Annotated in this window: 12 protein-coding genes; 4 read left to right on the top strand and 8 right to left on the bottom strand. The window is 61.2% G+C overall.

The features are described from left to right. Positions 1-18 precede the first annotated feature (18 nt). Positions 19-987: an AraC family transcriptional regulator gene (locus ACFSM5_RS08360; protein ID WP_379875867.1), complete on the bottom strand. Its 969-nt coding sequence runs from the start codon at positions 985-987 to the stop codon at positions 19-21. A gap of 215 nt (positions 988-1,202) precedes the next feature. Between ACFSM5_RS08360 and ACFSM5_RS08355 the strand changes: the two genes are divergently transcribed. Then, positions 1,203-1,577 (top strand): c-type cytochrome, encoded by a 375-nt coding sequence (locus ACFSM5_RS08355; RefSeq protein ID WP_379875866.1) that lies wholly within the window; start codon positions 1,203-1,205, stop codon positions 1,575-1,577. Positions 1,578-1,583: 6 nt separating this feature from the next. Here the strand turns inward: ACFSM5_RS08355 and ACFSM5_RS08350 are convergent, their stop codons facing one another. Next, positions 1,584-2,168 (bottom strand): glutathione binding-like protein, encoded by a 585-nt coding sequence (locus ACFSM5_RS08350; RefSeq protein WP_379875865.1) that lies wholly within the window; start codon positions 2,166-2,168, stop codon positions 1,584-1,586. A gap of 118 nt (positions 2,169-2,286) precedes the next feature. On the opposite strand from ACFSM5_RS08350, the gene ACFSM5_RS08345 reads away from it, so the two are divergent. Then, positions 2,287-2,649, top strand: coding sequence for a winged helix-turn-helix transcriptional regulator (locus tag ACFSM5_RS08345; protein ID WP_379875864.1), 363 nt, complete (start codon positions 2,287-2,289; stop codon positions 2,647-2,649). Here the strand turns inward: ACFSM5_RS08345 and ACFSM5_RS08340 are convergent, their stop codons facing one another. From ACFSM5_RS08340 to ACFSM5_RS08330, 3 genes are all read right to left on the bottom strand, one after another. Next, positions 2,650-3,999: a PepSY-associated TM helix domain-containing protein gene (locus tag ACFSM5_RS08340; RefSeq protein ID WP_379875863.1), complete on the bottom strand. Its 1,350-nt coding sequence runs from the start codon at positions 3,997-3,999 to the stop codon at positions 2,650-2,652. A gap of 25 nt (positions 4,000-4,024) precedes the next feature. Continuing rightward, complete coding sequence (locus tag ACFSM5_RS08335; protein WP_379875862.1) at positions 4,025-4,492, bottom strand: copper chaperone PCu(A)C; 468 nt, start codon at positions 4,490-4,492, stop codon at positions 4,025-4,027. A gap of 110 nt (positions 4,493-4,602) precedes the next feature. Next, the gene (locus ACFSM5_RS08330; protein ID WP_379875861.1) at positions 4,603-5,010 is read right to left on the bottom strand and encodes a hypothetical protein; all 408 of its coding nucleotides are present in this window, start codon (positions 5,008-5,010) and stop codon (positions 4,603-4,605) included. Positions 5,011-5,147: 137 nt separating this feature from the next. Between ACFSM5_RS08330 and ACFSM5_RS08325 the strand changes: the two genes are divergently transcribed. Together ACFSM5_RS08325 and ACFSM5_RS08320 are read left to right on the top strand one after the other, a co-directional pair. Continuing rightward, positions 5,148-6,344 (top strand): MFS transporter, encoded by a 1,197-nt coding sequence (locus ACFSM5_RS08325; protein WP_379875860.1) that lies wholly within the window; start codon positions 5,148-5,150, stop codon positions 6,342-6,344. 73 nt (positions 6,345-6,417) lie between these two features. Next, positions 6,418-7,005 carry an exopolysaccharide biosynthesis protein gene (locus ACFSM5_RS08320; RefSeq protein WP_379875859.1) on the top strand — a complete coding sequence of 196 codons (588 nt, stop codon included), beginning with the start codon at positions 6,418-6,420 and terminating at the stop codon, positions 7,003-7,005. Here ACFSM5_RS08320 and ACFSM5_RS08315 read toward each other — a convergent pair. The 3 genes from ACFSM5_RS08315 to ACFSM5_RS08305 form a co-directional block, all read right to left on the bottom strand. Continuing rightward, complete coding sequence (locus ACFSM5_RS08315) at positions 6,995-8,347, bottom strand: MmgE/PrpD family protein (RefSeq protein WP_379875858.1); 1,353 nt, start codon at positions 8,345-8,347, stop codon at positions 6,995-6,997. The two genes, ACFSM5_RS08320 and ACFSM5_RS08315, sit on opposite strands and share 11 nt — an antisense overlap. A 16-nt stretch (positions 8,348-8,363) precedes the next feature. Beyond that, positions 8,364-10,859 (bottom strand): methyl-accepting chemotaxis protein, encoded by a 2,496-nt coding sequence (locus ACFSM5_RS08310; RefSeq protein WP_379875857.1) that lies wholly within the window; start codon positions 10,857-10,859, stop codon positions 8,364-8,366. Positions 10,860-10,934: 75 nt separating this feature from the next. Further along, positions 10,935-12,002 (bottom strand): NAD/NADP octopine/nopaline dehydrogenase family protein, encoded by a 1,068-nt coding sequence (locus tag ACFSM5_RS08305; protein WP_379875856.1) that lies wholly within the window; start codon positions 12,000-12,002, stop codon positions 10,935-10,937. Between the last annotated feature and the right edge of the window lie 27 nt (positions 12,003-12,029).

Below are 12,029 nucleotides of genomic sequence, written 5' to 3'. Positions count from 1 at the left end.
ATTTCCAGCCGCCGTTTTCTATCCAGCCGCGCTGAGGTCCGTTTCCTGGTTCGCCGGGGTGCGGGTCCGGTCTAGGGCACGGATCGCCTTGATGTCGCGCATCGGCGGCGCCCCGAACAATCGGCGGTATTCCCGGTTGAACTGGGTTGGGCTTTCGTACCCCACCCGCAAAGCCGCCGTCGCCGCATCCAGATTATTGCTCAGCATCAGGATCCGCGCCTCATTGAGCCGAAGATGCTTTTGATATTGCAGCGGGCTCATGGCGGTCATGGCGCGGAAATGGTGATGCAGGGTCGACACGCCCATGCTGGCAATATCGGCCAAATCCTCTACCCGCAGCGGCTGGGTGAAGTTCTGCTTCAGCCATTCCACGGCTTTCGCCACCCGATTGGACTGGGTACCCACCAGAGCAATCCGGCGTAGATGCATGCCCTGCTCGCCGGTCAGCAGACGATAGAGAATCTCGTTCTCGATCTGCGTGGCCAGGAAAGGGATATGCCGGGGGGTATCGGTCAGCGCGACAAGGCGCCGAAGCGCATCGAAAAGATCGACCGTCGCCGTCCCCAGCGCCATCCCCAGGTCAACCTGCGGCATCTCGGTCGGCTGAATATCGATATCGGCGATGATCTGCCGGACTCGCTTCAGGTCCAGCTTTATGACCATGCAGAAGTAAGGCTCTTCCTCGCTGGCGGCCTGGATCTGCGCAACCGTCGGCAGCCCGACGGAGGTGATCAGAAAACGGGAGGCATCATAAAGGATGGTCTGATCGCCGATATAGATCCGCTTGCTGCCCTGGATGATGAAGGACAGGCTGGGCTCATAGACACCGCACAAAGGGCCCGACGGCTGGGTCACCCGATAGACGGACAGGCCCGCAACACCGGTTTCCTTATGGGTTTCGCCCCCCATGAAGCCGGTTAACCGCTCCAGAATTTCGGCGCGGATCGCAGCCGTATCTTCCTGTGGCGCTGGTTCAGCGATATCCATATTTGCCAAAAATCATGCTCCCCATAACAACGGACATCCTATGTAGGCGACCGGGAGCGTGACTTCACGGGGCCATAGGGGCAGTCGACAGGATCAGGCAATAATTCGGAAGGATCCGGCTAACAGGATACCCCACCTTCCCCGTATGACCTATAGGAACGATCCGCGATAACGGCGCCCGAACGCCGCCCCGCACAAAACCTCCGGAGGGGTTGATGAACAGATATATGCAAGCCGTTGCAGCGGTGGTGCTTGGCGTGGCTACCTTTGCAGGATCCGCGCAGGCCGAGGGCGATGCCGCCCGCGGCAAATCGATTTTCACCCGTTGTAGTTCCTGCCATGCGGTGACCGCCCAGAACAAAGTCGGCCCGTCCTTGTTGGGTATTTTCGGGCGCACCGCCGGAACGCTTCCGGGCGCTAAATATTCCAAGGGCATGGTCGCGTCGGGCATCGTCTGGAGCGATGAGACGTTAGGAACGTTCCTCACGGCACCCGCCAAATCCGTGCCGGGCACGACCATGCCGCTCGGTGTCCCTAACGCTCAGGATCGCGACGATCTTATTGCCTACCTCAAAAGCGTGACGCCATGAGGCTGTTTAGCTGAGCCCCTCCTCCGTAAAAGCCTGAGCCACGGAAGGCCGGCCGCGTAGGCGCTCGAAGGCTCGGCGGAGGTTCTCCGGCAATTCGACACCGCTCTTTGGGGCAACCATCAACACCCAGAAGAGATAACAATCGGCAATCGTCATCTCTTCGCCGACCAGGAAGGGCTTATCCTCCATCTGGTCGGCAAGGATGGCAAAGGCCTTCGCGAGTTTCTCCCTGGCGCGCACCTTCTCCGGCTCCGGGTAATCCTTGAAGAAGGGCATATAGCCTCCGTGGATTTCGGAGGACATGAAGGCCAGCGCCTCGAAGACCCGCCAGCGGGCAAAACCTTCCTTGGGCAGCAGCTTACCGCTCGCTTCGGCAATGTAGCTCAGGATGACCTGATTTTCGGTCAGGACCGTGCCGTCCTCCAATTCGAGGGCCGGAATATAGCCCTTGGGATTGATCGACAGGAAATCGCGACCGTCTTCGGTCTTTTTCTCGCGCGTGATGCTCAGGATCTTATGGGGCAGCCCCGCCTCGATCAGCGCAATGTGATCGGCCAGGCTGCAGGCGCCGGGATAATAGATGAGGTTCATGGTGGTCTCCAGGAGATGGACCTCTCTGAACGAGAAGGTCTACAATGTTGACCACAGCCATTTATGTGACTGCCCCGAACCCGTCAAAAGCATATCTTTAGGAGTTGGTCAGATGGATATGACCGCCAAACCGGCCGCCGCCTGCCGGGGCGTCAGCGAAATCCTCAGTCGTGTGGGCGACAAATGGACCATCTTGGTTGTGGTCGCGATCCAGTCCGGCTCCCTGCGTTTCAACGGGATAAAGCGGCAGGTCCACGGCATCTCACAGCAGATGCTGACGCGGACCCTCAAGGCGTTGGAGCGGGACGGCATGGTGGAGCGCACGGTTCACCCCAGCACACCCCCGCAGGTCGAATATACGCTGACGCCCCTCGGACACTCGCTGTCGGACACCGTGCGCAAGCTTGCAGATTGGGCGGCAGGGCATCACGGCGTAATCGAGGATAACCGCCACCGCTATGATGCCCAGCAGGCGAGATGATCAGGCCATGGCGCGTCTGCCGCCCCGCTGGAACAGCAGCATATCGATCAGCACGATCACGATCAGGGATGCCCCCACCAGCGGATAGAGGATGCCGCCAACGGCCAGGATCGCCAGCACGCCCCACAGCAGGCGCTTCTCGCGCGGCATCGGCGGCACGCCAAGCGAGCCTGCGGGCCGCCGCTTCCACCACATGACGCCCGCCGACACCGACAGCAGCACCATCCCGAGGCAGGCGACAGCCAGGACGATCTGGTTTGTGAGGCCATATTCCTGGCCCATGTGGACGCTGATCCCCCACTCCATCGCCTTGGCACCAACACCATAATCGGCATAGCTCATGTCGATCAGCGGTTCGCCGGTATATTGATCGAGGTGGACGATGCGCTGTCCGGTGACATCGTCAGGATAGACGGTGGCGCTATAAACACCTTCCGAGCCTTTCGGCAGGGCAAGTGCATAGCCCGGTGCGATCTTCAGCGTCGCCAGCTGGGCAACGATGGTGTCGACCCCGACCTTGCCGCCATCACCGGTCGACAGCGGCATCCTGGCCTGCTCGGTCGACCAGGTGGAGGTGCCGGTGACATGCGCCGCATGTTCATCCGAGATCGGCACACCGACATAGACGCCCTCCGGGTAACCGAAGTTGGCGCTATTAGCCCATTCATTGACCCTATCGCCCCAAACGATGGACCAGGGCATGCCGGTGATCGCCAGGAACAGGATAAACACGCCGACGAAGGCACCCGTCACCGCATGGATGTCACGCCAGAAAGTGCGGCGAGCTGCCTTGGTGCGCACAGTGACCACGCCGCCCGACTGGCCACGTGGCCACCAGAGATAGATACCGGTCAACACCAGCAGGATAGACCAGCCGCCGGCGATCTCGATGGCGCCATTGGCAATCGGGCCGAAGAAATCCAGGCTATGCAGCCGCCGGATCGTCCACATGATGGTTCCCCGGTCCGGCAGGCTGCCTAATACCTTGGCATCGTAAGGATCGACATAGACGGCGATCTTTCCAGCATCCGTACCGACGGTCACTTCAGCCGAGGCCGTCGGTGTTGCAGGCATCGTGATCTTGAGTGCCGTACCAGCCTGCGCAGCCATGGCTGCTTCGATCAGTCGGCTGGCGGGCATCGGTGCCGACGCACGCTGCTCGACCTGTTTCAGGTCGCGGTAGACGGTGTTCTCAATCTCGTCCTTGAAGAGATAGAGCCCACCTGTAATGGCCAAAACCATTAGAAAAGGCAGGACCAGCAGTCCGGCGTAGAAATGCCAGCGCCAGACCGCGCGATAGAGGCTGCTCATGGTCGGCGATCCGGTCGCCGTAGCGGATACGGGTGTCATAGGTATGGTGTCCTTGGGCGAGCGGTCAGTGAGCGTGATGCGCCCCAGCGTCCATCGCGCCGGGTTTTTCGATATGAATGATCACGTCGACCGTGCCTGCCTTCTCGAACCGCAGAGTCATCGGGAATTTCTCCCCTACCTTCAGTGGCTGTTTCAGATCCATCAACATCAGGTGGAGGGGCGCCCGGGGGTTGAGCTCGACGGTCTGCCCGGCGGGGACATCGATGGCGTCGAGATGCTGCATCGTGATGACCTCGCCCTTCTTGACGTTGATATGGGCGTCGACGGATTTGGCAACCGGCGTCGAGGCCTCGACCAGCCGGTCGGCGGCGCCCTCATTCTTGAGGGTCATATAGACCGATGCCGTCTTCTGGGCGGATGTCACCGCCCGGGCAAAGGGATGATCCACCAGGATCGCGCCAGCCTTGTATTCGTGGGCGAAAACCGGGGTGGCAAGAAGCGTCGCGGCCAGCAGGCCGGTCAGGATGCGCATGGAAAAGCTCCAGAACCCCGATCAGGACGGGGCTATGTGGGGAAATATCAAATGAAAGTGAAACAGCCGGGCCAAAGGGCGCGCTGCCTCTGGACCGCAAAATGCGGCCGTCAGCCGATGGCTGGTGGATCTCTTGGTTTATGGGGGCGCGACGCGACCTCACCCATCGGGGCAGAAGTGTCACCGTCGGACCAGACCTGAGCTTCCTGCGTGACCACCGTGAAAGCGATCAGAACCGCTTCGGGTGTGGGGGCATCGACCCGCTGCACGGTGCAGAGTACGCAGTGATTGATGTGGGCAACAGCCTCTGGGTTGCCGTCATCGGTCGGCTCGCAAAGCGCGTTGCTGCCGAACATCGCGATGACGGCTGCGCGGTCGGCATCCATCGGTTTAGCGACAGCCACGGGGCCTGCGAAAGCCGATAAAACAACGGCGAGCAAAGCAAAAACTGCAGCGATCCGACGACCCAGGGTCGAACGGTTGCGCAGCGTCTTCCGCATCTGCCGATGGCGTGTCATGGGCTGAGAAATCGCTGAAAACAGCGATTGGGTCAAGAATAAGCCTGACCGTGTGCGATCTGCCGCAGGAGGGGCGAGCGAAACAAAAATGCCATATTTCGTCTGGTAAGTGGCCGCGACCCCGCTAATGTCACTCGGTGACAAACGACACCGCCCTTACGACGGGACGCCGGTTCGGCATCGTCACTGCCCTTGGGCTGGTGACGATCCTGACGTTCGGATCGTCCTATTACCTGTCGGCCATCGTGGCGAAGGATATTGCCGCCGAAATGGCCTGGCCCCTGGCCTGGGTGGTCGGCGGCATGGCGGTCGGATCCCTGACCGCCGGTCTCGTTTCGCCCCGCACGGGAAAACTGATCGCGGTTCATGGTGGCCGGAAAACCATGGCGGGCGGTTGTTTCGTCCTCGGACTCGGCCTTGCCCTTCTGGGGATGAGCGTCAATCTGCCCAGCTTCATCGCCGCCTGGATGGTCATCGGAGTGGGGATGAGCGGATCGCTCTATAACGCCGCCTTCTCCGCCCTGGGCCGGATCTTTGGCGACAAGGCGCGCCCCGCGATCTCGACCGTGACGCTTTATGGCGGTTTCGCCTCGACCGTCTGCTGGCCACTTTCGACCCTGCTGCTCGAAACCTATGGCTGGCGTTCGGTCTGTTTCACTTATGCCGCCATCCATGTCGCGATCTCAGTCCCCCTGATCCTGTTCGGCCTGCCAGCCGAAGCCTCTGCCCCGGTCCGGCCCCAGACGACCGGGGAAACAGTCGAACCCGAAGTCCGACCTGTTCACGCCTGGGCCTTCCCGATCCTGGCGATCATATCGGTCGGTTGCGAGATCCTCGCGGCGGCGATGGCCGTGCATCTGATCAGTCTGCTCACTGAACGGGGCTATAGCCTCGCCTTTGCCGTCTCCATGGGGATGCTCCTCGGCCCAGCCCAGGTGGGCGCCCGCCTGATCGAGATGGTGGTCGGCCGTAAATTCCATCCCATCTGGACGCTTCTTGCGTCGGTCGGCCTGACCGCCTCGGGACTGACGTTACTGCTGGTGGACCTCCCGATCCCAGGCGCCGCTCTGATCGTCTATGGCGCCGGGAACGGCATCTGGTCGATTGCTCGCGGGACATTGCCGCTGGCCCTGTTCGGGAAGGATCGGTATCCCATCGTCATGGGCAGACTGGCGAGGCCCGGCCTGCTCGCCCAGGCTGCCGCGCCGACGATCATCGCCGTCATTCTGGCCAATACAGGCGCGGTGCCCACATTGGCTTTGCTGACCGTGATCGGCGCCCTGAATGTCCTCCTGGCGGTAGGGCTCGCAAAGCTGACAAAAACCGCCACCTGACGGCATCGGCTTTACCGGAACCATTCGTCAGGCGGGGCTTTTGCTTCATATCGTCCCCTTCTGCGAGCCCGATATGTCGCCTGAACCAGAGAACGCCGCCCAGATCCTCGACAAGCTGACAGGCCTTGCCGACCAGGAGGAACAGATCACACTGAACGATGTGATCGAGGCTTTTGGCAATCGCAGCTACGGCCCGATGCTGCTGATCCCGGCGTGCATCGAGTTAACGCCCATCGGCTCTATCCCCGGCGTCCCAACCGTCATCGCCCTCTTGATCATTTTTACGGCCCTGCAGATGGCGCTGGGGCGCAAGCACCTTTGGCTGCCCGGTTTTCTGCTGGAGCGCTCGGTCACAGCAGAGACCCTGCGCAAGGCCGTCGACAAGATGAGGCGCCCGGCTAAATGGGCCGACCGCTGGTTCCATGGCCGCCTGAAGCAGCTGACCAAAGGCCGCTATCTACGCATCGCCGCCGTTGCTTGCATCCTGATGGCCTGCACGGTTCCGCCGCTCGAACTCTTGCCCCTGGCGACGACGATACCGATGGCGGCCATTGCCGTCTTCGCCCTGGGTGTCACCTTGCGCGATGGCGTGATCGTCCTGGCCGCGATCCTGCTGGCCATTGGTCTCACCATCCTGGGGGTATCGCTGGTCACGGGGTGATCAGCTTTTGATTTAGACAGGATATAAGTGAGCTTAAGTCACCTGATCTGGCCTCATCCATCGCCTTAAGAAGCTGATTTTGTTGATCTGAATTCACGACGATCCGCGTCGCCATAGTGAGTTTTTCTGACAATTCTTCCCAGGACATCAGCGGTTCGCCCTTAGGAGGCGTCGGATCGGATACATATTGTATCCCTCCGCATGTAAGCGTAACGCGGGCACGGATATCCTGCGGGTAAATCGCGTCGAGTTCCGCGTCGAGGGAAAGCTGGACCTTCTCCGCCAATTCCCTCACGCCGTCGAGCTTCAACGTATCAAGCGTGGCCGGTACCAGCACTTCCGGACCGTGGAGAGCTACCAGCGCCAGACAATAGGGAATGCTGTATTGAACATCGGTCAGGTTCTGCGGACTGGCTCTGTTCGAGATGCGCAGCCCTGCGGCATGAATATCGACCTTCATCCCGTCGATGGCCTTGCCGTCGATCCCATGCTTTTCCATCAGATCCAGCAAGGCAGCCAGCGGCGCATGGATATGGCGGCAGCAGGCATAAGGCTTGAAATAGGTTTTGCAGATATGAGGATCTGCCCCTAGAGCCAGATCCTCGGGGAATTCATAATGCCGCCTGCTGTCCAGAATGTTGCGCGGCCCGGTATGCCCGGCTTCGGCCAGATGCAGCGCGGTGAGGCCGGTCACGACCGACCAGGGAATCCCCTCCTTGACCGCTGCGCCTTCCGGGGCCGGGATGCGCGGTGACGGGGCGCTGGCGAAGGCTTGGTTCGGCGCGCTTTCCCCGGCAATCGCCAATGCATGCTCGACGATGGCACGCGGCGTCCGGCGCAGCGCCGCTGCCGCCGCAACCACGCCATAGGGCGTCCAGGTGCCGGAATTGCCATAGGTCGTGCGGGCCGCTCCCACGGCCACACCTACCTCATATCCAATCATGATGGCGGCCAAGATCTCATCGAGCGACGCGCCGACGTCCTGAGCCACGGCAAAGACTGCGGGAATGATCGCCGCCCCTGGATGTCCCCGCGCGAACCGGTTGCCGTCGTCAAGGTCCAGCGCGGCGGCGGCCGAACTATTGGCCCAGGCCGCGCCGATGAGGGATGCCGTCTCTCCGGTAAACCAGATCGGAGAATTTCCGCCGCCGAAAATTATCGGGACCGTCTTGCGGATAGCGACCGGCCCCAGATCATCGACACCGACCAGGATCGCACTCAAGAGGTCCAAGATGCATTTAAGCGCTGCCTCTCGCGCCGCTACAGGGGCAGGCCATCCTTGGGCAGCCTCGATATAAGCGGCCATCTGCGCCACATAGAGATAAGGAACGGGAGCAGTCATCACTTTCCTCGCCGGTTCATTCAGCAGCCATCTTTTCACGGAGGGGTGAAGCCACCCGCGACCGGCCGATTTTGAAATGCTCGATCTTGGTCGACAGCATGCCGACCCGTTTGCGCAGGCCATGGATTTCCGCGTTATTCTCCTCAACCATGCTGGCGTTGCGTTGAGTGATGAGTTCGACCTCCTGAACCGCGCGCGACACATCCTGGATGCCAGTCGATTGTTCGTCAGTGGCGTCAGAGATCTGCCCGACCAGGGTCCGTACATCACTGACATGGGTGAGGATCTGGGCCAAAGCACCGCCCGCCTGCTCGACGAACTGCACGCCATTGACGACCTGGGTGGAACTGGCCGAGATCAGCCCCCGGATCTGCTGGGCCGCCCCAGCACACCGCCGCGCCAGATCCCGCACCTCCTGCGCGACAACAGCAAAACCCTTGCCAGCCTCCCCTGCCCGCGCAGCTTCAATGCTGGCATTCAAGGCCAATAGATTCGTCTGAAAAACGATCTGATCGATCACGCCGATGATGGTCGATATTTCGTCCGACGACCGCCGGATCTCGCTCATAGCGCTGACGGCACGGGCTACGATCTCGCCCGAGCGCACGGCAAACTCCTCTGCCTCATTGACCGACGCGGAGGTCTGCTTGGCCCGTTCAGCTGTTGAACGGACAATCTCGCCCAGATGGCGTAGCGCATGGGAGCTTTCGCCCAGCGCGGCCACCTGTTGTTCAGTCCGCCGCGCAAGATCATCCGCCGATGCCGCCAGATTTCCTGTGCCGTCGTCGATCTCATCGGCCGTGGAGCGGACATCGGCGAGCGTGCCCCGCAAGGCTTCGACAGCCTGATTATAGGTATGAGCCATGCCGATGAAATTCTCGGCCAGATTGATGTCCATGCCACGCTCCAGATTGCCTTTGGCAAGGCCACCCAGCACGTCGGAAAGAGCGGTCAGGGCCTGTCCTTGTTCACTGGCAATCCGAGTGCGCTCGGTTGCGGCATCCTGTTCCAGGCGGATATTGGCCAGTGCCGCATCCCGGAACACGGTCACCGAGCGCACCATGTCGCCGATCTCATCGCCACGCTCCCGCCCTTCGATCTTCACAGTCAGGTCGCCAGCGGCAAGGCGCTTCATCACCTCGGTCACCCCCCGGAGCGGACCGCGCAGTACCTCGACCAGCATCAGGCCGCCGACAATGGCAAGCAGCGTTCCGACCACCATCGCCACCACCGAGGCTTGAGCCGAAAACTCACTATCCTTCTTGCCCGCTTCCTGCGCCTGGGTGACGAAATCCTTCAGGGCCGTTATCCCTGCCGTCAGCGTCTCCGTCGCGGCACTTCTAGCCGTGCGCCATTCCTGGGAAATTGTCACCCTCGCCTGGGAGGCCGCACTGAGCCCATCGAGCAGCGGGGCGAGTTTAGGGCCGAAGTCGCGCGTCGAAAGGCTGACCTCCGAAACCCGTTTGCTGGAGGCCCGCAAATTCTTGATTTCCGCTGCGATAGCATCCCGGCCCGCCTCAGTCGGCTGAATCAGGAAACGTTCGGTGCGCAGTCGCAAAGCATCGATGGATTGCAGCGCCGTTCCCACCTGCGCCAGGCCGCTGCGCAGGGTGGAGATTTCAACCTCCAGCTCGACGAACACCCCTGCGGCATCGCTGGCCTTGGTCATGGTGTCCGCTTGCAGGCTTTCCTGGAACGTCGCGAACCGATTGGAAATCGCCCGGATGGCTCGCGCTTTTTCCCCTGTATCGGCCGTTCCGGTATAGGTCGCGGCAAGCTCTTCGCTGAGCGCCTGGATCGGCTTCATCTTCTCCAGACTGTTTGCACTGGAAATCATGTTGGAGACTTTAGCGAACTCCTGCCTCAGAAGCCCCGCAAAGACCGTCGCCGCGTTAACCACCCCTTCGTCGTCATCGCCTGCCTCCTGGATCGCTTCGCGCAGGGTCTGCACCCGGCGGGCAATCGAGCGGAAGGCATAGGCGTCCAGCAGCGCACTCTTGGCGAACCGTTCCTTGCCCTCATAGGCTTTCTGCAGATTGTCGATCTGCTTGCTGGCGCCTGTCGCCTGACTGACGATCCCGTCGAGCGCCCCGGTTATCTCGCCCGCATTGGCCACCTGCGCCTGATAAATGCGCCAAAGGTCATCCGTCTTTACGGTCAGGTCGGCGGCCAAATTCTTGACCTGTCCGATCTGCCGCTTTTCCCCCTCGCCGCTCAGCAGGCTTTCCAGCGTCCCGACGCCGACCGATTGACGGGCGATGCTGGCGCGCAAAGCCTCCAGGGCGCCAGCATCCGGCTCGGCCGTGAAATCCCGCAGGACGGCATTCAGATCGTCGAAATCGCCGATATTCTCTATGGTTGCCCGGGTAACGGTCATATGACCGTTCAGAACCTTCGCCGTGTAGTAACCCGCAAAACCGACACCTGCCACCAGCAGCACCAGCGGCACGATGAAGAGAAAGACCTTGGTGACGATCCTGCGGTTCTGAAGCAATCCATCGATGGTGTACATGGGTCCCCCGACATTATCTTGAGAGGGAGCTGTGCAATGGCTCCGTTGGCTATGCACCCGTGATCGCCGAGGCCTTTAAGCGCTGGCGGAACCTATCGGATAGCCATCGGCCGCCAGGCGCTTCAGCACGGCGGTATCCGTGATACTCAGTTCAGGCAGCAGGTCGTTGTCGCTCGCGAAATCCCGGCCGTAGCAGGCATTCAGGATCAGAATCCCGCTTTCGTGCAGCGGCACGGCAACACCGGCGATCCGGGCGAGATACACCGTCGGCACCAGTCCAAACGGCGTGTCCTCCAGCACATAGCGGGTGTTGATATCCTTGGGGCCATTTGGATCTTTTCCCTGAGCCGCCAGGATCTGAGCCATCTCCGCCACGCTGCCCCCCGATACGCCAAAGGACATCTGCTGATGTTCGAAGACCGTGCGGACGCTCTTGCCCAGGGCAGTGGCAACCGCCAGCCTTTCCGTGTCCAAAGCCTCAAGCAGCCTGCCGACGGCCGGCGTGATGTGCGTGCGTTGCCCCCAGGTCTCGCCCCGCTCGATCCGGGTCAGATTGCAGAGCGCGATGCCGAGGTGGCTTTGCGGGTTGAGATTGCTAAGGGTGATGGTGAGCAGATCGTCTCTCAGGACAAAACGATCACCGAACAGGGCGGTACAGACTTCATGGGTACGCGGTGCGTCACTTGCCGGAAGGGTCGCCATATCGACCTTGCCTCTGAGCGCGCCAATCTTGATCTCGCTCTCGCTTTGAGCCTTGGAGGTCAGAACGGTGGTGTTCCAGACCGCAATCGGCAATTGGAGGCCGCGCTCCGCCAGCTTCTTGGCAAGGTATAGCGCCGCGAAAGACAGATGGCCGCTGATGATGATCGTATGATGCGCAGCGAGATGCGGTAGCAGCGCATCGAACACCGGGCGATGGCCGTTCGCAGGTAGCGCCAGCACGATCACTTCGTTCGCCGCCAGTTCCTTGGCATCGGCGCAGGCGGCGAAGCGGAAGTCCCCCTCGATGGCGCCCGTTATCTTGCGCGCCTCTCCCTGCCACCGTCCCGATGGAGACCAGAGGCTCACCTGATGGCTGTTGTTGGTCAGCAGTGCGGCATAGCCGAAGGCAATAGCCCCCGCGCCGGCAATCCCTACTTTCATGATTACCTTCCAAGATCGGCTGAATGG

The organism is Lacibacterium aquatile (assembly GCF_042683105.1).
GTDB lineage: Bacteria > Pseudomonadota > Alphaproteobacteria > Elsterales > Elsteraceae > Lacibacterium > Lacibacterium aquatile.
Note: the sequence above shows the minus strand (reverse complement) of the source record. Positions and strands in the feature narration are given on the sequence as shown.

Bases quoted from the DNA above. Each gene is read 5' to 3' on its own strand.
- ACFSM5_RS08360 (WP_379875867.1), bottom strand. From the start codon at position 987: ATGGATATCGCTGAACCAGCGCCACAGGAAGATACGGCTGCGATCCGC.
- ACFSM5_RS08355 (WP_379875866.1), top strand. From the start codon at position 1,203: ATGAACAGATATATGCAAGCCGTTGCAGCGGTGGTGCTTGGCGTGGCT.
- ACFSM5_RS08350 (WP_379875865.1), bottom strand. From the start codon at position 2,168: ATGAACCTCATCTATTATCCCGGCGCCTGCAGCCTGGCCGATCACATT.
- ACFSM5_RS08345 (WP_379875864.1), top strand. From the start codon at position 2,287: ATGACCGCCAAACCGGCCGCCGCCTGCCGGGGCGTCAGCGAAATCCTC.
- ACFSM5_RS08340 (WP_379875863.1), bottom strand. From the start codon at position 3,999: ATGACACCCGTATCCGCTACGGCGACCGGATCGCCGACCATGAGCAGC.
- ACFSM5_RS08335 (WP_379875862.1), bottom strand. From the start codon at position 4,492: ATGCGCATCCTGACCGGCCTGCTGGCCGCGACGCTTCTTGCCACCCCG.
- ACFSM5_RS08330 (WP_379875861.1), bottom strand. From the start codon at position 5,010: ATGACACGCCATCGGCAGATGCGGAAGACGCTGCGCAACCGTTCGACC.
- ACFSM5_RS08320 (WP_379875859.1), top strand. From the start codon at position 6,418: ATGTCGCCTGAACCAGAGAACGCCGCCCAGATCCTCGACAAGCTGACA.
- ACFSM5_RS08315 (WP_379875858.1), bottom strand. From the start codon at position 8,347: ATGACTGCTCCCGTTCCTTATCTCTATGTGGCGCAGATGGCCGCTTAT.
- ACFSM5_RS08310 (WP_379875857.1), bottom strand. From the start codon at position 10,859: ATGTACACCATCGATGGATTGCTTCAGAACCGCAGGATCGTCACCAAG.
- ACFSM5_RS08305 (WP_379875856.1), bottom strand. From the start codon at position 12,002: ATGAAAGTAGGGATTGCCGGCGCGGGGGCTATTGCCTTCGGCTATGCC.